Here is a 21,336-nt window from a genome sequence, read left to right as displayed (position 1 = left end):
GTTCGGAGCAGACGAAATGAATAGAAACAAATAGATGAATAGGTTAAGGCTAAGCAGCTCGCCAGAGCCGCGCGGCCATAGGAGGAACAGATCATGTCAGCATTGATACAGCAAATTACGACGGCAAACGAAGCCTTTGTCAAGGAAGCCCTGGCCCAGGGCGGTTTGGACGAAGTGAGCAAATACCCGAACCGCAATCTGGCCGTACTGACCTGCATGGATACGCGCCTTCTCGATTTCCTCGAGCCGGCCATGGGGCTACGCCGCGGCGAAGCGAAGATCATCAAGGTCGCCGGCAACACGGCCTTCGACGACTTTGACAGCGTAATCGGCAGCCTGATGGTAGCTGTGTACGAGCTTCACGTCCATGATATCGTCGTCATGGGCCACGACGACTGCGGCATGCTCAACACGACGTCGGACAGCCTGAGCCGGAAAATGGCCGAAGCCGGCATCGACAGCGCCGTCATCGAAGCCGTGCGGCCGAAGTTGCGGCAATGGGCCGACCCGATCGGCGACGTCGATACGTCTGTAAAGGAAACGGTACGGCGGCTGCGCGCTAATCCCTATTTACCGAAGGATATCGCTGTCTATGGCATGGTCATCCATCCGCACAGCGGGGAAATCCGCGTAGTAGACGATAATTCCAATGTCTGATGAGGAGGCGCTATCGTATGAATATCATTGAAGAACGTATGAAAGAACATGAAGCCGTATTTCAGGCGACGAAGGCCTTAGCCCCGGCCATTGCCGAAGCCGGCGATATAATCAAGACGGCCTTGCAGACGGGCCATAAAATCCTGTTCTGCGGCAACGGCGGCAGCGCCGCAGATTCGCAGCACTTGGCGGCGGAAATCGTCGGCCGATTCCAGAAGGAACGGCGGGCCTTTCCGGCGATTGCCCTGACCGTCGATACGTCTGTCCTGACGGCCGTGGCCAACGATTACGGCTATGAAACCGTATTCAGCCGCCAGGTTCAGGCCTTGGGGAACGAAGGCGACGTCCTCGTCGGCATTTCGACGTCCGGCAACAGCGGCAACGTCCTGGCGGCCATTGCCGAAGCGCGGGCCAAAGGCATGAAGGTCATCGGCATGACGGCTATCGGCGGCGGCAAGATGAAGGAGCTGTGCGACGTCATCCTGGCCGTTCCGGCAAAGACGACGGCCCGGGCCCAGGAAATGCACATCATGATCGGCCATATCCTCTGCGAAATTGCCGAAGAAGACATGTAACCTGTATAAGAACGGAAAAACGCTGCTGCCTGAACTACGGGCGCGCAGCGTTTTTTTATGAAATGATATGGGGCTTGTATTACGTCTGGCCCGGCGCGAGGACTTACGGCGATACGAGGGCGCGGAACTCCGCGTCATTGCGGATGGAGTCAAAGTGGGATTGCGTGCGGGCCGCTTCCAAGACGTTTTCTTTGTCCAGTGCGGCGGCCTTTTTCAAATAGACTACGGCGTTTTTGGCGTCGCCCTTATCGCCGTATATGGTCGCTATGCCGTAATAGCTCCACGTATTGTTCGGGTCAGCTGCCAATACCTTTTGAAAATAGGATATGGATTTGTCGTACTGGCCGTCGATTTTATACGCTAGGGCCAGGTCGTAAAAGGCCGGGACGTAATCGGGCTGCAGGGCCAAAGCCTTTTGAATGGACGCGATGCCGTCGGCGACATCCTGACGGCTCCCCGTCTCGTTGCCGCGCATGGCTAAAGCGACGCCCTTTCCCGATAAGGCCTGGTAATTGCGGCCGTCGGTCTGTATGGCCTTGTCGTAGGCGGCGATGGCCGCGTCGTATTCGAACCGGCTGTAGGCGGCCAGTCCTTCCTGGCAAAATCGTTCTGATTCAGCGCTGATAGGCAGCGCGGTTTTCGTCTCGGACTGCTGTTGCTGGGGCATGTTTGGCTGCCCTTCGTCTTGGGATGAGCTGCACCCCGAGGCGGCGAGGGCGAGGATGGATGCTAAGACGGCGAGGCATATCTTGTATTTCATGGCGAGGGCTCCTTTTTCAGATAGTATTTCTTTTCCCTATTATACTAAAATTTGCTATAATTAGAATACGTTGATTACCGGTGCTGCACCGCGCCGATGAGGCAGGAATGGCTGTCTTTCGGCGGATAGGAGTCGTGTCATGATAAAAAAATGGGATATTATCCTCATAGCGGCGCTGCTGGCGGCTTCCTTCATTCCCGAGGGAGTATTCCTGCTCGGCGGCAATTCGGCAGACAAGGGCGGGACGTACGCCGTCATACAGGTCGATGGAAAAGAATATAAAACGGTACCGCTGTCAGATCATCACGGTACGGATACGTTTACGATCCGTACCGAGTCGGGCTATAATACGGTCGTCGTGAGAGATCAGGAAATCGGCATCGTCGAGGCGGACTGCCCCGATAAAATCTGCATCGGAGAAGGCTTTATTTCCCAGCCCGGTGCGACGACGGTCTGTCTGCCTCACAAAGTCCTCGTAGAAGTGCGCTCGTCCCATGGCGGCGAGCCCGATGTTATTCCCGCCCGGTAGAGGTGTCACATGAACAAAACCTTTCGCATCATCATATTGAGCCTGTTTGTCGCCCAGTCCCTCGTCTTATATATCGTCGAGGGCATGCTGCCCGTGCCGTTCATTGCGCCGGGCGCTAAGCTGGGCCTTGCCAATCTCATTACGGTCATCGCCTTGTACGCCCTGCCGAAAAAGCGGGACGCCTGCCTGATTTTGCTGCTGCGCGTCGCCTTATCGACGGCCTTCGGCGGCGGCATCAACGCCTTTTTGTACAGCGCGGCCGGCGCGGCCTTTAGTCTGGTGAGCATGATTGCGCTGAAACGGGCGGGACGGTTCAGCTTGATCGGCGTCAGCGCAGCCGGCGGCGTGTTTCATAATCTGGGACAGGTCATCGTCGCTTCGTTGGTCGTGGAAAATATCAAAATCATGCTGTATTTGCCGGTGCTTTCCGTTGCCGGCGTCGGCACGGGGATTCTCATCGGCGTAACGGCCTCTTTTACGCTCGCTCACTTGCGGAAGCTTCCCGTATACAAGCGGATGCAGCAGCTAGTTTGACAATTACATATACAGCCTTTTGGGCGCAGACTCAGGGATGCAGATGGAGACCGTACTCTATTTGCATCCCTGTTTTTTATAGTTGACGAAAATTGTTACAAAAACGTTTAATAAAGTTAAAAGATTCACAAATAATTAAATAGAATGCATATTATACTTAAATGTTTACATTTTGATAAAAAAGTTGTATAGTATCATTATCGAAATGCAATGGGAAAATGAGAAAATTGCATAATATGGGAGGCGGATATGATGACATCGAATAGCGTACAAGAAGCGTTTGAACAGAAAAAAGATAAAATTGATGAAATCATGAGGAAGTATGAAGGGCAGGAAGGCTCGCTGATCGCCGTCCTGCAGGACGTGCAGGATTTATTTAATTATTTGCCCCGGCCGTCGCTGGTGTACATTGCCGAACGGCTTCACGTGCCGATTGCCGACGTGTACGGCGTCGTAACCTTTTATTCCCAGTTCCATTTGAACCCGCGGGGACGCAATATCATCTGCTGCTGTCAGGGGACGGCCTGCCACGTCCGCGGCGGCAAGCACATTCTGGCCGAGCTGGAAAAGCAGCTGGGCATCAAAGCCGGCAACACGACGGACGATCAGAAGTTTACGCTGGAAACCATTGCCTGCCTGGGCGCCTGCGGCATGTCTCCGGTCATGCAGATCAACGGCGAAACGTACGGCCGGCTGACGAGCGACGACATATCCCGTATTTTGGCCAGCTACGAATAAGATCGATTCATTTTACCGTGAAGGGAGTATACAGGAATGAAATCCATAACAGAATTAAACGCATTGCGCGAATCCCTGAAAGACTATATGAAAATACGGATGCCGGAAAAGAACGTTCCCGTAACGCCTGTCGACCGGACTCGTCCCGGCGTGCAGAAGCACATCCTGGTCTGCGGCGGTACGGCCTGCGTGGCTTCCAATTCCGTAAAGTTGCAGGAGGCCTTTCAGAAGGCTTTGGAAGACAACGGCTTGTCGGCGGCGGTTAAGCTGATTCAGACGGGCTGTCACGGCTTCTGCGAAAACGGCCCTATCGTGACGATATATCCGGAAAATACCTTTTATGTCCACGTAAAGGCCGGCGACGCCAAAGACATTGTAGAACAGCATATCATGAAGGGCGAAGTCGTAGAATCGCTGCTGTACATGGACCCCGTGACGGAAACGCGCGTTGAGACAAACGACGAAGTTCCCTTTTACAAGAAGCAGGTACGGCGCGTCCTGGCACGGTGCGGTCTCGTAGATCCGGAAAACATCAACGAATACATCGCCATGGACGGCTATCAGGGTCTGGCGAAAGCGCTGACCATGGAACCGCAGGCCGTCATCGACGAAGTTGTTGCCTCAGGCCTGCGCGGCCGCGGCGGCGCAGGCTTCCCTACGGGGAAAAAATGGCAGTTCTGCCGCAACGCGCCGGGCGATAAGAAATACATCATCTGCAACGCCGACGAAGGCGACCCGGGTGCGTTCATGGACCGCAGCGTTCTTGAAGGCGACCCCCACTCTGTATTGGAAGGTATGTGCATCGGCGGCTACGCTATCGGCGCCGACGAAGCGTATATCTACTGCCGCGCTGAATATCCCTTGGCTATTCACCGATTGGAAGTCGCGATCAAGCAGGCAGAAGAAATCGGCCTGCTCGGCAATAATATCTTAGGAAGCGGCTTTAATTTTAAGATTCATATCAAGAAAGGCGCCGGCGCCTTTGTCTGCGGCGAAGAAACGGCTCTCATCGCTTCCATTGAAGGCCGCCGCGGCACGCCGAGTCCCCGTCCGCCTTTCCCGGCCAACAGCGGCCTATGGGGCAAGCCGACGAACAACAACAACGTCGAAACGTGGGCCAACGTCGCTTCGATTATCCGCAACGGCGCGTCGTGGTTCAACTCCATCGGCACGAAGACGTCTCCTGGGACGAAGGTCTTCGCCCTGACCGGCAAAATCAACAACACGGGCCTGGCCGAAGTGCCCATGGGCATTACGATGCGGGAAATCATCTTTGAAATCGGCGGCGGCATTCCTCATGGCAAGGCCTTTAAAGCCGTGCAGATCGGCGGCCCCTCCGGCGGCTGTCTGCCTGAAGCCATGCTTGATACGCCTGTCGACTTTGATTCCTTGTCCGGCATCGGTGCAATGATGGGGTCCGGCGGCTTGGTCGTCATGGATGAAGCGACCTGTATGGTCGACGTGGCGAAATTCTTCGTAACCTTTACGCAGGCCGAATCGTGCGGCAAATGCGCTCCCTGCCGCGAAGGGACGAAGCGCATGCTGGAAATCCTCGTCCGCATTACAAAGGGCCAGGGGACGCGCCGCGATTTCGATCTCCTCCAGGATTTGGCCAATAATATTAAATTGTCTGCTCTTTGCGGCCTGGGCCAGACGGCTCCCAATCCCGTACTGAGCACTATTCACTACTTCGGCGACGAATACAAGGCCCATATTGAAAACAAGGAATGTCCTGCCGGCGTCTGTGCCGACCTGCTGCACTACGTCATTTCTGACGAATGCAAGGGCTGCGGCTTGTGCGCCCGCAACTGTCCGGTCCACGCGATTTCGGGCCAGCCGAAGGAAAAGCACGTTATCGACCCGCAGCGCTGCATCAAATGCGGAGTCTGCATGAGTAAATGTCCGTTCAAGGCTGTTAAAAAGGCGTAAGGAGAGTGTGTTATGGAATCGATTACTTTAACGATAAACGGCATGACCGTCACGGTTCCCAAAGGAATTACTATTTTGGAAGCGGCGCGGATGTCCGGTATATATATTCCTACTTTGTGTTATCATCCTGATTTAAAGCCTGAAGGCGCGTGCCGTCTCTGCATCTGCGAAGTCAGCGGCGCCAAAGGACTGGTCGCCAGCTGCTGTTATCCCGTAGCCGAAGGCATGGTCGTCAAGACGAATACGAGCAAGGTGCGGGCGGCCCGCCGTATGGTCATGGAGCTCCTGCTGGCAAATCATCCTCAGGACTGTCTGTCCTGCCAGAAGAACGGCGACTGCGAGCTTCAGAAGATGGCCGCCGACCTGGGCGTCCGCACGCGGCGCTTCGACGGCGGGGAAATGAAAGCCCATACGATAGACGATTCCAATCCCTGTCTCGTCCGCGATCAGGATAAATGTATCCTCTGCGGCCGCTGCATCCGCATGTGCCGCGACGTACAGAAGATGAACGTATACAGCTACGCCCGCCGCGGCTTTGACTCCATGGTCTCGACGGCCTTCGAGCAGGATTTGTCCAACGTAGCCTGCACCTACTGCGGCCAGTGCGCCAGTGTGTGCCCGACGGCGGCGATTCGCGAAAAGGACGATACGGAACGCGTATGGGACGCCATCCACGATCCCGACAAGGTCGTCGTATGCCAAATCGCGCCGGCTGTCCGCGTATCTCTCGGCGAAGAGCTGGGCATGGAACCGGGCAGTATCGTAACGGGCAAGATGGTATCGGCCCTGAAGAGCCTGGGATTTGACCGCGTATTCGATACGGACTTCAGCGCCGACCTCACGATTATGGAAGAAGGCCATGAGTTCCTGCAGCGGGTGCAGAACGGCGGCATCCTGCCGATGATTACGTCGTGCAGCCCCGGCTGGGTCAACATGTGCGAATTGAAATATCCCGATTTGCTGGATCATCTGTCGACGGCGAAATCGCCGCAGGGCATGTTCGGCTCCATCATCAAGACCTATTGGGCCGAAAAGGCCGGCGTCGATCCGGCGAATATCGTCAGCGTGTCCATCATGCCCTGCACAGCCAAGAAGGCCGAATGCCTGCGGCCGCAGCTGCGCGCGTCGGGCTATCAGGACGTCGATATTTCCATTACGACGCGTGAACTGGGCCGTATGCTCCGCGAAGACGGGCTCAGCTTTGAATCTCTGCCGGACAGCGACTTCGACGATCCCTTGGTTGGCCTCGGCTCCAGCGCCGGCGTCATCTTCGGCACGAGCGGCGGCGTCATGGAAGCGGCCTTGCGCACCGTCGCCGATATCGTAGCCGGCGAAGAACTGAAGGACATCGAATATACGGCCGTCCGCGGCTTGTATCAGACGAAAGAAGCGACGGTATACGTAGCCGGTCATAAGGTCCGCATTGCCGTCTGCAATTCCCTGGGAGCGGCGCAGCAGATCATGGACCGCATCCGGGCCGGCAACGCCGAATATGATTTCATTGAAATCATGGCCTGTCCCGGCGGCTGCATCGGCGGCGGCGGCCAGCCCGTTCCGACGAGCATGGCTATCAAGAAAAAGAGAATGGAAGCGCTGTATCGCATCGACGACGCCAGCCGTCTCCGCAAATCTCACGACAATCCGCAGATTCAGGCGCTGTATCAAAACTGGCTGGGCGAGCCGCTGGGTGAAAAAGCCCACAAGCTGCTGCATACGACCTATTCCAGACAAGTACGCTGAGAGGGGGAGGTTTTCGATGGAAAAACGTACTGTTGCCGATATTATGGAAAAAAGCTTTGTCACGGCCGCTCCGGACACGTCTGTCTTTGACCTCATCGACATGATGGTAGAGCATAACGTAGCCGTCATTCCCATTGTACGGGACGACGGCGCTCTGGCGGGCATCGTGACGGAAGCAGACCTGGTGTATAAAAAAGTTAAGCCCCATATGGCCCATTATTCCAGTTTGCTGGGAGAAAACGTCTATTACAACGGCATGAACGAGTATGAAAAGGGCTATCAGAAGAAGATGGCCTGCAACGCGAAGGAGCTCATGACGACGGACGTCGTCGTCGCTTCGCCGAAGGCGACGGTCGAACAGATCGCCGGCATCATGGTATCGGAGCATCTCAAGCTGATTCCGGTCATCGACAACAACCGGCTCGTAGGTCTCGTGACGAGACGGCACATCCTGAACGAATTATATAAGGAATACAATGGATAACCTGTCCTGACGACGGCGCTCCTTCCGTCGGGATCGGACGATGAAGGGCTGTCTCGCCAGCGGCGGGGCGGCCCTTTTATCGCGCCGAAGGGCGAGGCGCAGCGGCGACAGAGCTCGCGCCGCCGGGCCCGATGGCATGCGGCAAAGGACCTGCTTTTTTCTATTGACAATGGAGCATTAATGTGATACATTGAAGTCATGAAAGACGTTATAGCGCACAAAATGCTTTGTACTTCAAAGAGGAGGCACATCCTATGCTTACGGAACGAATTCAAAGAGCAAAAAATGAATATGTAAATAACAAACCGGCTATTTCCTATGACCGGGCCAGAATCTGGACCGAGTCGTATAAAAAAACGGAAGGCCAGACGGAACCGATTCGCCGCGCCCAGGCGTTTAAAGACGTGTGCGAACAACTCGTCGTTACGATTTTCCCCGGCGAGCTCATCGTCGGCGCCGTCGGCGAATTCCGCAAATGCGGTATCCTGACGCCTGAATTTTCCTGGACCTGGGTAGATCGGGAAATGGATCATTTCTCTGACCGCGTGCAGGATCCCTATGAAATGACCGACGAACAGCGTGCCTTCGTTCGACAGAATATTTTCCCCTATTGGAAGGGCAAATCGCTGGAAGAAGCTTTCTTGGCCCAGATTCCGGCGGAAACGGCGAAGGTCGCCGTCGATACGGGCATTATCGATATCGATTCCAAATGGCGTCAGTCCGTAGGCGAAATTACGCCGGACTACCAGGACGTCTTGTTTAAGAAAGGCTTCCGCGGCATTATCGATACGTGCCGGGAAAAAATGGCCCAGCTCAAGCTTTCCCAGCCCGACGCGCTGAAAAAATACGATTTCTACCGCTCCGTCATCTTGTGCGGCGAAGGCATGATTATCCTGGCCCATCGCTATGCCGACAAGGCGGAAGAAATGGCTGCGGCTGAGACGGACGCCGTGCGCAAGAGCGAATTGCAGCAGATTGCCGCGATTTGCCGCCGCGTTCCCGAATTCCCGCCTCAGACCTTCCAGGAAGCCCTGCAGATGATCTGGTTCTATCAGCTCGGCGGCATCTTGATGGAAAATCCCTTGTCCCTCAACCCGGGGCGCTTCGACCAGTACATGTATCCGTACTACCGCTACGATATCGACAATAAGCTCCACGACGACGACGGTATTTTAGAGCTCATCGAATGCTACTGGCTCAAGCTGTCCGAATGGGTCTGGACGATTTCGGCCAACACGGCAGACTTCTTCGCCGGCTATAACCAGTTCCAGAACCTGACCGTCGGCGGCAGCGACCGCTACGGCAAGGACGCGACGAACGAGCTGAGCTACCTGGCGCTGAAGGCGACGGCTGAAGTAAAGACTCATCAGCCGGGCTTATCCGTCCGCATTTCCCAGAACAGCCCGAAGGAATTCGTCGACGCCGTCATGGACCTCGTCGCCCTGGGTACGGGCTTCCCGGCCATTCACAGCGATAAGACGGGCTACCAGATGCTGAAAAACCTCGGCTACGATACGGAAGACGCCCGCGACTGGAATAACTGCGGCTGCGTTGTTCCCCACTTCCGCAAGACCTTTGAATGGACGAGCACCGTAAACGTCAACTTCAGCGGCGCTTTCGAATATGCGACGAACGGCGGCAAGAGCCGCATGACGGGCAAGCAAATGGGCCTGCCTATCTATCAGGACAGAAAGTTCGCTTCGTACGAAGACGTAGAAAAAGCCTTCATGGAACAGTTCGACAACCTCATCGACATTTCCGTCACGGGTACGCTCATCGCCCAGCGCCTGCAGAAGGACATGATTCCCCGTCCCTATTTCTCGGCGTTGTTTGAAGACTGCCTGGAAAAGGGCAAGGACCTCGTCGACGGCGGCGCCAAGTACAACGTCGGCCCCGTTCTGACCGGCATCGGCCTGGCCGAATCGGCCAACAGCCTGGCGGCGATTAAGAAGCTCGTGTTCGAAGATAAGGTCTGCACGATGGACGAAATCCTCGACGCCATGGACAAGAACTGGGAAGGCTACGAAGAATTGCGCAAGCAGGCTCAGAACGCGCCGAAGTACGGCAACGACGACGACTTTGTCGACGACATCGCCCAGCGCATTTCCAATCATTTCTATGAAGAAACGCATAAATACACGGATATTTACGGAAATCCCTTTACGAGCGCCTTTATGGGCATTTCCAACTTCATTCCGACCGGCCGGGTCATCGGCGCGACGGCATGCGGACGCAAGGCCGGCGAACCGATTTCCGAAGGCGTTTCGCCTGTCGCCGGCACCGATACGTCTACGCCTTTGGCTGCTATGAATTCCTGCGCCAAGATGAACCAGGACGTTCACTCCGGCGGCACGCTGCTCAACATGCGCTTAAGCCACGACTTGGTCAAGACGAAACGGGGCAGAAGCAACCTGGCCGCTATGGTACAGACCTTCTTCGATATGGGCGCCTTCCACGTACAGTTCAACACCTTGTCTACGGAAACGCTCCTCGAAGCGCAGAAGCATCCGGAAGATTACAAAGACCTCCTGGTCCGCGTAGCCGGATACAGCACGCAGTTCGTCCACCTTTCCAAGACGCTGCAGGATTCCATCATTCGCCGGAGCGTCCACGATGGCTTCTAAGGGCCGCATTTTACAGCTGCAGAATTATTCCGTCAACGACGGCGACGGCATCCGGACGACGATATTTTTCGCCGGATGCCCCCTGCGCTGCCGGTGGTGCGCAAATCCCGAAGGATATACGCCGAAAAATCAAATCCTGTACGTCGCGTCGCGGTGCATTGGCTGCCGCCGCTGCGAAGCTGTATGCCCCGAAGGCATCCCCTTCGATTTCCAGTCGCCCCAGGCCAGGGAACGCTGCACGGGATGCGGCGCCTGCGTCGACGCATGTCTGGAAAAGGCACGCAAGAATACTGTCACAGAGTATACTGTCGATGAGATTGTGGCCAAATTGGAATCGCAGCTGCGGTTTTTCCGCAATTCCGGCGGCGGCGTCACCTATTCCGGCGGCGAATGCACCATGCAGGCGGAATTTCTGGCAGAGCTCGTCGACGCCGTGTACGACATGGGGCTGGATCAGGCTATCGAGACGAGCGCCTATTTTGACTTGGAGGCCCTGCAGCCTACGTTGGATAAAATCGACTTGCTGTTCCTGGACATCAAGCACATGGATAGGGACAAGCACCTTGCCTTTACCGGCGTCGACAACGACCTCATCCTGCGCAATATCGCCGCTCTCGGCGCGCAGCGCGGCGGCATCGTCGTCCGCATTCCGACGATTATGGGCGTCAACGGCGACGACGACAACATCAGCCGCACGGCGCAGTTTGTCAAGGATCATCTCCGCGACCCGCAGATCGAGCTGCTGCCCTATCATCCGTATGGCGTGGACAAGTATGTGCAGCTGGGAATGCCCTATGACGAGGGCGAGTTCCGGACTCCCACGCAGGAGGAGCTGCAGCATTTAACCGATATTATCGAAAGAGAAGGCGTCCGCGCCGTATCCTTTAAATAAAAAAGAACCTCTCTGCTTTCCTATCCATGGGATAGGAGGCAGAGAGGTTTTTTGCTGCAGCTCTTGCTGCGGGCGTGCATTAATATTTCATGATATTCTGGAAAATAACCGGCTTATCCGTGTTGTTGATGTAGTAGTGGTCCGCGTTGGCCCGGAAATTGATCTTGGCCGGCGCCGTCAGCGTAAAGGTCTGCTGTTCGACCTGCAGGGTCAGGGTGCCTTCCGTGACGATGACGTATTCTTCGGCGATGTTGCGGTGGGCGTCGGAATGATGCTTCGTGCCGGGCTGAAGGATGATGTAGAAATATTCAAAGCCGCTGAGGGGATTGAAGGGGAAGATATTATACAATATCATGTTGTTGTTTTCATCGTAAATGGGCTGCAGATCCTTCAGGATGTCGACGGCCTGGTATTGCTGCGGCGGTTCGTTCAGCAAGGTCGACAAGGAAATTTGCAGTCCCTTGGCGATTTTCCACAAGACGGAAATCGTCGGTACGGATACGCCCCGTTCGATTTGTCCCAGCATGGTTTTGCTCACGCCGGTCATGGCGGCGACATTATCCAGCGTCAAGTCGCGGTCAAAGCGGATGCGCTTTAAAATTTTTCCGATTTCCTTTGCCGGATCATCGGGTATAATAGGCGATGTTGTCATGATGGATTCTCCCTAAAGAATGCTTTTTCTCTATTCTACATCCTTTATAAAAGGCGCGTCAAGGCAGATACAGGGCTGTTTTTCGGCGGAGCTATCTATTTCGCTGATTTTTTGGTATAATAGAACAGATATCCTAAATATATATCTATAATGATATGTGCAGGACGTCCCAGTATTTATATTATTACATTATATTTGAGGTGACATTGTGGACGAACAACAATCTGATAAAGTATTACCGGTTTGTCTGGAAAGCGAAATGCAGACGTCGTACATCGACTATGCCATGAGCGTTATCATTACGCGCGCACTGCCTGATGTACGGGACGGGCTCAAGCCTGTTCACCGCCGTATTTTGTACGCCATGCATGAAGCGGGCATGACGCCGAACAAGCCGTACAAAAAGTCAGCGCGTATCGTCGGGGAAGTTTTAGGTAAGTATCATCCCCATGGTGACAGTTCCGTATATGACGCGACAGTCCGCCTGGCCCAAGATTTCTCCACGCGCTACCCTCTTGTTGACGGTCACGGAAACTTCGGCTCTGTCGACGGCGACTCCGCGGCTGCCATGCGTTATACAGAAGTGCGTATGGCTAAGATCACCGGCGAAATGTTGGAAGATATCGACAAGGATACGGTTGATTTTATGCCTAACTACGACGGTTCTCTCCAGGAACCGGTCGTGCTGCCGTCTAAGATCCCCAATCTGCTGGTCAACGGCTCCGCCGGCATCGCCGTCGGCATGGCGACCAACATTCCGCCCCATAACTTAGGCGAAGTCATCGACGGCTGCGTCATGCTCATCGACAATCCCGAAGCGAGCCTGGACGAGCTCATGACCAAGATTAAAGGGCCCGATTTCCCGACGGGCGCGAAAATCATGGGCCGCGACGGCATTTTAAAAGCCTACTCTACGGGCCGCGGCAGCATCAAGATGCGCTCCTGCGCGTCCATCGAGCCCATGGCGAAGGGGAAGAACCGCATTGTCGTCACGGAAATTCCCTATCAGGTCAACAAGGCCCGGGTCATCGAATCGATTGCCAACTTGTCGCGCAACAAGGAAATCGACGGCATTACGGCCCTGCGGGACGAATCGGACCGCAAGGGGCTGCGCATCGTCGTCGAGCTGCGGGCCGACGCCAACCCGGACATCGTCCTGAACAAGCTGTACAAGCACACGCAGCTTCAGGAAACCTTCGGTGTCATCATGCTGGCCCTCGTCGACGGCCATCCCCGCATCTTGACCTTGAAGGAAGTCCTCCATTACTATTTGGATCACCAGAAGGTCGTCATTACGCGGCGCTGCAAATTTGAACTGGAAAAGGCGCTGGCCCGGGCTCATATCTTGGAAGGCCTGCTCATTGCGCTGGATCACATCGACGAAGTCATCCGGACGATTCGCGAATCTCAGACCGATGAAATCGCCAAACAGGCCTTGATGAGCAAATTCGGCCTCAGCGACAAGCAGTCCACGGCGATTCTCGACATGCGCCTGCGCCGCCTTACCGGCTTGGAACGGGAAAAAATCGAACAGGAATACAAGGAAGTGCAGGACCGGATCGCTTACTTGCGCGACGTCCTGTCTGACGACCATAAGATCATGGAAATCGTCAAGACGGAATTACTCGACGCAAAGAAGAAATTTGCCGACGAACGGCGGACGGAAATCGTAGCCGACTCGTCCGATTTTGCTATCGAAGACATGATTCCGAACGAACGGATGGTCATTACCCTGACGCGCCGGGGCTACGTAAAGCGCATCAACGCCAACGTATACCATACGCAGAATAAGGGCGGCAGGGGCATCAAGGGCATGAGCACAAAGGATGAAGACGCCGTCAACCACTTGCTGTATACGTCGTCCCTCAATACGGTCTTGTTCTTTACGAACTTTGGCCGAGTATACCGCCTGAAGGCCTACGAAATCCCCGAAGCGAACAGCCGCAACTCCAAGGGCATCGCCGCGATCAACATCCTGCCGCAGATGGCCAGCGGGGAAAAGGTAAACGCCCTCATCGACCTGGACCAGGTAGACCCGTCTATGAACTTGTTCATGGCGACGGAAAAGGGGCTGGTCAAGAAGACGGAGCTGAAGGAATTTAAAAACGTCCGCCGCCACGGTCTCATCGCCATTTCCCTCATGGAAGGCGACCACTTGGCGAAGGTGCGCCTGACGAAGGGAGATCAGCGCATTATTCTGGCGACGAAGCTGGGCATGGCGATCTGCTTTAATGAAAACGACGTCCGTCCCATGGGACGCAATACCCGCGGCGTCCGCGGCATTTCCTTGGCCGAAGGGGACAGCGTCATCGGCGCCGACGTGCTCGAGCCGGACTGCCAGGTCCTGACGGTCAGCGAAGAAGGCTTCGGCAAGCGGAACAACATGGACGCCTATAAGATCCAGCTGCGCGGCGGCAAAGGCGTGAAGAATTTCAAGATTACGCCGAAGACCGGCGCGATTGTCGGCGTAGAAGTCGTCCACGAAAACCAGGAGCTCATGCTCATTACGTCGAACGGCATCGTCATCCGCACGGATATCGAAAGCATCGGCATCAAGAAGGGACGCAATACGTCGGGCGTCAAGATTCAAAAACTGGAAGGCGACGATAAAGTCGCTGCGTTAGATACGATCACTGTAGAAGGCGAAGAGGATTCGCAGGATACGTTGTTCGACGCATAATATCTGCTGAAAAGAGGCTCTGCGGAGTCTCTTTTTTTGCATACAGCGCGCAAGGTCGTATCGTATGCGTGCAGATTGCCCCATCTGTTTTGATTGCACAGAACGGGACGACCTTATATAATGAAGGTATCATCACAACGCAGAATCAGATATGGAGGGATGACTATGAATAATTTTACCTACTATACGCCGACAAAGGTCTTTTTTGGCCGAGACGAAGAACGGCGGGTCGGCGATATCGTGAAGAGCTACGGCGCAACGAAGGTGCTGGTCCTGTACGGCGGCGGCAGCGTCAAGCGTTCCGGTTTGCTCGACCGGGTGGAACAGGCCCTGACAGACGCCGGCGTGTCCTATGTTGCCTTCGGCGGCGTGCACCCGAATCCGCTCCTTTCGCATACGCACGAAGCTATTGCATTGGCAAAACAGGAATCGATTGATTTCATTTTGGCCGTAGGCGGCGGCAGCGTTATTGACGAAGCCAAAGCCGTCGGCATGGGCTATTACTATGACGGCGACGTGTGGGACTTTTATCTGCGCCGCGCCGTCCCGGAACGGGTCGTGCCCCTGGGCTGCATTCTGACCATCGCCGCAGCCGGCAGCGAAACGAGCTGGGCTTCTGTCATTACGAACGAAAAGGGCTGGTATAAAATCGGTTATCAGAACGACATCCTTCGCCCGATTTTCGCCATCATGAATCCGGAGCTGTTGTACACGCTGCCTCCGTATCAGATGGCCTGCGGCAACGTCGATATGATCATGCACGTGCTGGAACGGTTCTTCAACCCGAATGCAGAAGACGACCTGACCGACTCCATGGCGGCGGCTCTCATCCGCAACGTCATCAAAAACGCGCGCATCGTAAAAGAAAATCCGAAGGACTACAACGCCAATTTTGAAATCATGTGGGCCGGCAGCCTCGCTCATAACGGCTTGTTCGACGGCGGCAACGGCCGCGGCGACTGGGGCACGCACCATATCGAAATGGAAGTCAGCGGCCTGTTCGACGTCGCCCACGGCGCCGGTTTGGCGGCTATCTGGCCTAGCTGGGCCCGGTACGTCCTGCATAAAGACGTAGGGCGCTTCGCTAAATTAGCCCGTCTCGTCTTCGACGTGCAGACTGAAGACGAGGAAGCGGCGGCCCTGGAAGGCATCGCCAAAATGGAAGCCTTCTTTAAAGAAATCGACATGCCGACGTCGCTGACGGAATTGGGCATCCAGCCGACGGAAGAACAGTATTGGGACATGGCGAAGAAATGCACGAAGCGGGATATGGTCAAAGAAGGCTGCTTCGGGCAGCTGACGTCGGCCGATATATATAAGATTTATAAAATGGCTGAATAAGCATAAATCAGGCGAGGCGGCAGGGGTTTCCCGCCGCCTTTTCCTGTTTTGCGACGTTTTATAAAATTTGTAGAAAAATTTCCTTGACAATAGACTAAAAAGGGGATATACTAAACAAGCTGTTGCGGCAGGGCGCCGCGGCAGGCCGGATAGCCGGTTCGCTTGAAAAGAACTTCAAAAAGTGCTTGACAAGCCCGGGCGAGTCTGGTAAGATATACAAGTCGTCGCGAGGCGGCATGGCCTTTGAAAACTGAACAGTGTGATACGAAACAATACGCCAGAGTGCGAGGTCTTAGCAATAAGATTTCAAAACAGGTAACACCAATAATAAGCAAGAACGAGCAATCAGCTCTTCACATATCATGGAGAGTTTGATCCTGGCTCAGGACGAACGCTGGCGGCGTGCTTAACACATGCAAGTCGAACGGGAGGACATGGGAAGCTTGCTTCCTATGGACTCTAGTGGCAAACGGGTGAGTAACGCGTAAGCAACCTGCCCTCCGGATGGGGACAACAGCTGGAAACGGCTGCTAATACCGAATACGTTTTCATTGCCGCATGGCAGTGGGAAGAAAGGTGGCCTCTGAATATGCTACCGCCGGGGGAGGGGCTTGCGTCTGATTAGCTAGTTGGAGGGGTAACGGCCCACCAAGGCGACGATCAGTAGCCGGTCTGAGAGGATGAACGGCCACATTGGAACTGAGACACGGTCCAGACTCCTACGGGAGGCAGCAGTGGGGAATCTTCCGCAATGGGCGAAAGCCTGACGGAGCAACGCCGCGTGAGCGAAGACGGCCTTCGGGTTGTAAAGCTCTGTTATACGGGACGAACGGCTAGTGTGCCAATACCACATTAGAATGACGGTACCGTAAGAGAAAGCCACGGCTAACTACGTGCCAGCAGCCGCGGTAATACGTAGGTGGCAAGCGTTGTCCGGAATTATTGGGCGTAAAGGGCGCGCAGGCGGTTTCATAAGTCTGTCTTAAAAGTGCGGGGCTTAACCCCGTGAGGGGACGGAAACTGTGAGACTGGAGTGTCGGAGAGGAAAGCGGAATTCCTAGTGTAGCGGTGAAATGCGTAGATATTAGGAGGAACACCAGTGGCGAAAGCGGCTTTCTGGACGACAACTGACGCTGAGGCGCGAAAGCCAGGGGAGCGAACGGGATTAGATACCCCGGTAGTCCTGGCCGTAAACGATGGATACTAGGTGTAGGGGGTATCGACCCCTCCTGTGCCGGAGTTAACGCAATAAGTATCCCGCCTGGGGAGTACGGCCGCAAGGCTGAAACTCAAAGGAATTGACGGGGGCCCGCACAAGCGGTGGAGTATGTGGTTTAATTCGACGCAACGCGAAGAACCTTACCAAGCCTTGACATTGAGTGCTATCTCCAGAGATGGAGAGTTCTTCTTCGGAAGACGCGAAAACAGGTGGTGCACGGCTGTCGTCAGCTCGTGTCGTGAGATGTTGGGTTAAGTCCCGCAACGAGCGCAACCCCTATCTTCTGTTGCCAGCGCGTCATGGCGGGGACTCAGGAGAGACTGCCGCAGACAATGCGGAGGAAGGCGGGGATGACGTCAAGTCATCATGCCCCTTATGGCTTGGGCTACACACGTACTACAATGGCTCTTAATAGAGGGACGCGAAGGAGCGATCCGGAGCAAACCCCAAAAACAGAGTCCCAGTTCGGATTGCAGGCTGCAACCCGCCTGCATGAAGCAGGAATCGCTAGTAATCGCAGGTCAGCATACTGCGGTGAATACGTTCCCGGGCCTTGTACACACCGCCCGTCACACCACGAAAGTCATTCACACCCGAAGCCGGTGAGGTAACCTTACGGAGCCAGCCGTCGAAGGTGGGGGCGATGATTGGGGTGAAGTCGTAACAAGGTAGCCGTATCGGAAGGTGCGGCTGGATCACCTCCTTTCTAGGGAAGAAGTAACGGATTCTGAGGAAGACGTTACGAAACTTCAGGTCGGCATTCTGACGTACGTACACATTGTTCAGTTTTGAGAGGCCATGAACCTCTCAAGCAAAAGATGAAAGACCCGTACCTTGACAACTGCATAAAACGAAACGAACAAACCTCTTTTTTGAAGAAAAGAGAAAGACTTAACGAACCGAAGAAACTCTGAAAAACGGTGAAGACATAAAGTCAAGCAAGTAAGGGCGTACGGCGGATGCCTTGGCCATATCAGCCGATGAAGGACGCGATAAGCTGCGAAAAGCTGCGGTGAGGTGCAAGTAACCAGAGACCCGCAGGTGTCCGAATGGGGAAACCCGGCAGCAGGAGTGCTGTCATCCGAAAGGAAGGGAACCCGGTGAACTGAAACATCTAAGTAGCCGGAGGAAAAGGAATCAACAGAGATACCCTCAGTAGCGGCGAGCGAAGAGGGCAGAGCCCAAACCAGAGCGGGAAACCGCTGTGGGGTTGCGGACTGCTAACAAATGGTTGGACGAAGCAGAACCAGTTGGGAAACTGGGCCAGAGACGGTGAGAGCCCGGTAAGCGTAAGGAAGACCATGGAGCAGGATCCAGAGTACCACGGGGCACGAGGAACCTTGTGGGAAGCAGGGGGACCACCCTCCAAGGCGAAACACTGATATGGACCGATAGCGAATAGTACCGTGAGGGAACGGTGAAAAGAACCCGGGAGGGGAATGAAAGAGAACCTGAAACCGTATGTCTACAAACAGTCGGAGCGCTTTACATGCGCGACGGCGTGCCTATTGAAGAATGAACCGGCGAGTTACTGTTGCCAGCGAGGTTAAGCGGAAAACGCGGAGCCGAAGCGAAAGCGAGTCTGAACAGGGCGATAAGTTGGTAGCAGTAGACCCGAAACCACAGTGATCTACCCATGTCCAGGTTGAAGCACAGGTAAAAATGTGTGGAGGACCGAACCAGTGAGCGTTGAAAAGCTTTTGGATGAGATGTGGGTAGGGGTGAAATGCCAATCGAACGTGGAGATAGCTGGTTCTCCCCGAAATAGCTTTAGGGCTAGCCTCATGGTAAGAGTACAGGCGGTAGAGCACTGAACGAGGTAGGGGCCTGTCCGGCTACCGAACTTAATCAAACTGCGAATGGCTGTACTTATACATGGGAGTCAGACTGCGAGTAATAAGGCCCGTAGTCAAGAGGGAAACAGCCCAGACCAACAGCTAAGGTCCCAATGCCGTACTAAGTGGCGAAGGATGTGGAATTTCGAAAACAACCAGGATGTTGGCTTAGAAGCAGCCACCATTAAAAGAGTGCGTAATAGCTCACTGGTCGAGAGACTCTGCGCCGAAGATGACCGGGGCTAAAGTACGGAACCGAAGCTTTGGCAAGTATCGAAAGATACTTGGGTAGGGGAGCGTTCCTGCATGGGAGAAGCCTGACCGGAAGGACAGGTGGACAGGCAGGAAGAGAGAATGCCGGTATGAGTAGCGAAAAGAAAGGTGAGAATCCTTTCCACCGAAAGCCTAAGGGTTCCTGGGCAACGATCGTCGACCCAGGGTAAGTCGGGACCTAATCCGAGGCGGAGACGCGTAGGAGATGGACAACAGGTTGAAATTCCTGTACCGCAGGAGTCTGTTTGAGCGAAGGAGTGACACAGAAAGGAATGCGCGCGTGCGATTGGAAGAGCACGTCCAAGCTGGTAGGTTGTGTGGCAGGCAAATCCGCCATACTAAAAGCCGAGAAGTGATGGGAGCCATTGGAGACAATGGCGAAGGGGCAGGAACTAGGCTGTCGAGAAAAGCTTCTAGTGAGGACTCAGGCGCCCGTACCGAAACCGACACAGGTAGGCAGGAAGAGAATTCTAAGGTGCGCGGGAAAACCCTCGTTAAGGAACTCGGCAAAATGTATCCGTAACTTCGGGAAAAGGATAGCCTAAAGTATGTGAGCTGCAGAAACGCAGGGAGCAGGAATAGGCGGCAGAAGAGAGGCCCAAGCGACTGTTTACCACAAACACAGGCGTCTGCTAAAGCGAAAGCTGACGTATAGATGCTGACACCTGCCCGGTGCTGGAAGGTTAAGAGGACGTGTTAGCCATAAGGCGAAGCAGAGAATTGAAGCCCCAGTAAACGGCGGCCGTAACTATAACGGTCCTAAGGTAGCGAAATTCCTTGTCGGGTAAGTTCCGACCCGCACGAAAGGTGTAACGATTTGGGCACTGTCTCAACGAGGGACCCGGTGAAATTGAAGTACCTGTGAAGATGCAGGTTACCCGCGACTGGACAGAAAGACCCCATGGAGCTTTACTGTAACCTGAGATTGGATTCCGGTAAGAGATGTACAGGATAGTTGGGAGGCTGAGAAACGGATACGCCAGTATCCGCAGAGCCGCTGGTGGGATACCAACCTTGTTTTATTGGGATTCTAACGAGAGACGTAACGAGTCTTTGGACAGTCTCAGGCGGGCAGTTTGACTGGGGCGGTCGCCTCCGAAAGAGCAACGGAGGCGCCCAAAGGTTCCCTCAGCGCGGACGGAAACCGCGCGAAGAGTGTAAAGGCAGAAGGGAGCTTGACTGCGAGACGGACAGGTCGAGCAGGGACGAAAGTCGGGCTTAGTGATCCGGTGGTAGAGAGTGGAATTGCCATCGCTCAACGGATAAAAGCTACCCTGGGGATAACAGGCTTATCTCTCCCAAGAGTCCATATCGACGGGGAGGTTTGGCACCTCGATGTCGGCTCATCACATCCTGGGGCTGAAGTAGGTCCCAAGGGTTGGGCTGTTCGCCCATTAAAGTGGTACGCGAGCTGGGTTCAGAACGTCGTGAGACAGTTCGGTCCCTATCCATCGCGGGCGGAAGAAACTTGAAAGGGGCTGCTCCTAGTACGAGAGGACCGGAGTGGACGGACCAATGGTGTACCAGTCATGGCGCCAGCCGTGCAGCTGGGTAGCTACGTCCGGGACGGATAAACGCTGAAAGCATCTAAGCGTGAAACCAGCCTAAAGATGAGGTTTCTCATTGTGAAAGCAAGTAAGGTCCCATGAAGACGACATGGTAGATAGGCCGGGAGTGGAAGTGCAGTGATGCACGGAGCGGACCGGTACTAATAGACCGAGGGCTTGACTTAAGTAGAGAAGCGGTTTTAAAGGAGCGAAAGCGACGCGTAAAACCGACTGAATCACTTACCCTTTAGGGTAAGCAGGGAAAGAAAATGTTTGAAGAGCGGAGGCTCGTTAAGGAAGTTCGTTTTATGCAGTTGTAAGGGCACG

At 54.7% G+C, this 21,336-nt stretch carries 14 protein-coding genes and 2 rRNA genes; 14 read left to right on the top strand and 2 right to left on the bottom strand.

The genetic code is table 11. The features are described from left to right. Nucleotides 1–93: 93 nt before the first annotated feature. Complete coding sequence (locus DKB62_RS05695; protein ID WP_087478133.1) at nucleotides 94–657, top strand: beta-class carbonic anhydrase; 564 nt, start codon at nucleotides 94–96, stop codon at nucleotides 655–657. A gap of 17 nt (nucleotides 658–674) precedes the next feature. After that, nucleotides 675–1,232: a D-sedoheptulose 7-phosphate isomerase gene (gmhA, locus tag DKB62_RS05690; protein ID WP_107196167.1), complete on the top strand. Its 558-nt coding sequence runs from the start codon at nucleotides 675–677 to the stop codon at nucleotides 1,230–1,232. A 103-nt stretch (nucleotides 1,233–1,335) separates the two neighbouring features. Here gmhA and DKB62_RS05685 read toward each other — a convergent pair whose 3' ends face one another. Next, nucleotides 1,336–1,992 (bottom strand): tetratricopeptide repeat protein, encoded by a 657-nt coding sequence (locus tag DKB62_RS05685; protein WP_107196168.1) that lies wholly within the window; start codon nucleotides 1,990–1,992, stop codon nucleotides 1,336–1,338. A 139-nt stretch (nucleotides 1,993–2,131) separates the two neighbouring features. Here DKB62_RS05685 and DKB62_RS05680 point away from each other — a divergent pair, with 139 nt between their 5' ends. From DKB62_RS05680 to DKB62_RS05645, 8 genes are all read left to right on the top strand, one after another. Then, complete coding sequence (locus DKB62_RS05680) at nucleotides 2,132–2,521, top strand: NusG domain II-containing protein (RefSeq protein WP_087478128.1); 390 nt, start codon at nucleotides 2,132–2,134, stop codon at nucleotides 2,519–2,521. A gap of 9 nt (nucleotides 2,522–2,530) precedes the next feature. Next, nucleotides 2,531–3,055 carry a Gx transporter family protein gene (locus tag DKB62_RS05675; RefSeq protein WP_087478127.1) on the top strand — a complete coding sequence of 175 codons (525 nt, stop codon included), beginning with the start codon at nucleotides 2,531–2,533 and terminating at the stop codon, nucleotides 3,053–3,055. A 249-nt stretch (nucleotides 3,056–3,304) separates the two neighbouring features. Then, a complete protein-coding gene (gene nuoE / locus DKB62_RS05670; RefSeq protein ID WP_087478126.1) occupies nucleotides 3,305–3,793 on the top strand; it encodes an NADH-quinone oxidoreductase subunit NuoE in 489 nt (162 codons plus the stop codon). A 36-nt stretch (nucleotides 3,794–3,829) separates the two neighbouring features. Continuing rightward, nucleotides 3,830–5,722 (top strand): NADH-quinone oxidoreductase subunit NuoF, encoded by a 1,893-nt coding sequence (gene nuoF / locus DKB62_RS05665; RefSeq protein WP_168061169.1) that lies wholly within the window; start codon nucleotides 3,830–3,832, stop codon nucleotides 5,720–5,722. Nucleotides 5,723–5,734: 12 nt separating this feature from the next. Continuing rightward, nucleotides 5,735–7,462 carry an NADH-dependent [FeFe] hydrogenase, group A6 gene (locus DKB62_RS05660; protein ID WP_095629722.1) on the top strand — a complete coding sequence of 576 codons (1,728 nt, stop codon included), beginning with the start codon at nucleotides 5,735–5,737 and terminating at the stop codon, nucleotides 7,460–7,462. Nucleotides 7,463–7,478: 16 nt separating this feature from the next. Further along, entirely contained in the window at nucleotides 7,479–7,946 is a 468-nt protein-coding gene (locus tag DKB62_RS05655; protein ID WP_087478124.1) for a CBS domain-containing protein, read from the top strand. 254 nt (nucleotides 7,947–8,200) lie between these two features. Further along, nucleotides 8,201–10,570, top strand: coding sequence for a glycyl radical protein (locus tag DKB62_RS05650; protein WP_095629724.1), 2,370 nt, complete (start codon nucleotides 8,201–8,203; stop codon nucleotides 10,568–10,570). Further along, the gene (locus DKB62_RS05645) at nucleotides 10,560–11,462 is read left to right on the top strand and encodes a glycyl-radical enzyme activating protein (protein WP_107196169.1); all 903 of its coding nucleotides are present in this window, start codon (nucleotides 10,560–10,562) and stop codon (nucleotides 11,460–11,462) included. The genes DKB62_RS05650 and DKB62_RS05645 overlap by 11 nt, the downstream gene beginning before the upstream one ends. Nucleotides 11,463–11,541: 79 nt before the next feature. On the opposite strand, the gene DKB62_RS05640 is transcribed toward DKB62_RS05645, so the two are convergent. Then, nucleotides 11,542–12,114, bottom strand: a complete 573-nt coding sequence (locus DKB62_RS05640; RefSeq protein ID WP_087478121.1) for a helix-turn-helix domain-containing protein — start codon at nucleotides 12,112–12,114, stop codon at nucleotides 11,542–11,544. A 208-nt stretch (nucleotides 12,115–12,322) separates the two neighbouring features. Between DKB62_RS05640 and gyrA the strand changes: the two genes are divergently transcribed. The 4 genes from gyrA to DKB62_RS05620 all read left to right on the top strand — a co-directional run bounded on the left by gyrA (nucleotide 12,323) and on the right by DKB62_RS05620 (nucleotide 21,194). Then, complete coding sequence (gene gyrA / locus DKB62_RS05635; RefSeq protein WP_095630400.1) at nucleotides 12,323–14,794, top strand: DNA gyrase subunit A; 2,472 nt, start codon at nucleotides 12,323–12,325, stop codon at nucleotides 14,792–14,794. Nucleotides 14,795–14,959: 165 nt separating this feature from the next. Then, entirely contained in the window at nucleotides 14,960–16,135 is a 1,176-nt protein-coding gene (locus DKB62_RS05630; protein ID WP_107196170.1) for an iron-containing alcohol dehydrogenase, read from the top strand. A gap of 359 nt (nucleotides 16,136–16,494) precedes the next feature. Further along, nucleotides 16,495–18,060 (top strand): 16S ribosomal RNA (locus DKB62_RS05625). Nucleotides 18,061–18,286: 226 nt separating this feature from the next. Next, nucleotides 18,287–21,194 (top strand): 23S ribosomal RNA (locus tag DKB62_RS05620). Together the 16S and 23S rRNA genes form the textbook arrangement of a ribosomal RNA operon. Nucleotides 21,195–21,336: the final 142 nt, after the last annotated feature.

This window comes from Megasphaera stantonii (genome assembly GCF_003367905.1).
GTDB classification, from domain to species: Bacteria; Bacillota; Negativicutes; order Veillonellales; family Megasphaeraceae; genus Megasphaera; species Megasphaera stantonii.
The sequence above is the reverse complement of the archived record's forward strand: the minus strand, read 5'-3'. Positions and strand labels throughout refer to the sequence as shown.

Coding starts and splice junctions, on each gene's coding strand:
- DKB62_RS05695 (WP_087478133.1), top strand. CDS start 94: ATGTCAGCATTGATACAGCAAATTACGACGGCAAACGAAGCCTTTGTC.
- DKB62_RS05650 (WP_095629724.1), top strand. CDS start 8,201: ATGCTTACGGAACGAATTCAAAGAGCAAAAAATGAATATGTAAATAAC.
- nuoE (WP_087478126.1), top strand. CDS start 3,305: ATGATGACATCGAATAGCGTACAAGAAGCGTTTGAACAGAAAAAAGAT.
- DKB62_RS05660 (WP_095629722.1), top strand. CDS start 5,735: ATGGAATCGATTACTTTAACGATAAACGGCATGACCGTCACGGTTCCC.
- nuoF (WP_168061169.1), top strand. CDS start 3,830: ATGAAATCCATAACAGAATTAAACGCATTGCGCGAATCCCTGAAAGAC.
- DKB62_RS05675 (WP_087478127.1), top strand. CDS start 2,531: ATGAACAAAACCTTTCGCATCATCATATTGAGCCTGTTTGTCGCCCAG.
- DKB62_RS05685 (WP_107196168.1), bottom strand. CDS start 1,992: ATGAAATACAAGATATGCCTCGCCGTCTTAGCATCCATCCTCGCCCTC.
- gmhA (WP_107196167.1), top strand. CDS start 675: ATGAATATCATTGAAGAACGTATGAAAGAACATGAAGCCGTATTTCAG.
- DKB62_RS05655 (WP_087478124.1), top strand. CDS start 7,479: ATGGAAAAACGTACTGTTGCCGATATTATGGAAAAAAGCTTTGTCACG.
- DKB62_RS05645 (WP_107196169.1), top strand. CDS start 10,560: ATGGCTTCTAAGGGCCGCATTTTACAGCTGCAGAATTATTCCGTCAAC.
- DKB62_RS05630 (WP_107196170.1), top strand. CDS start 14,960: ATGAATAATTTTACCTACTATACGCCGACAAAGGTCTTTTTTGGCCGA.
- DKB62_RS05680 (WP_087478128.1), top strand. CDS start 2,132: ATGATAAAAAAATGGGATATTATCCTCATAGCGGCGCTGCTGGCGGCT.
- DKB62_RS05640 (WP_087478121.1), bottom strand. CDS start 12,114: ATGACAACATCGCCTATTATACCCGATGATCCGGCAAAGGAAATCGGA.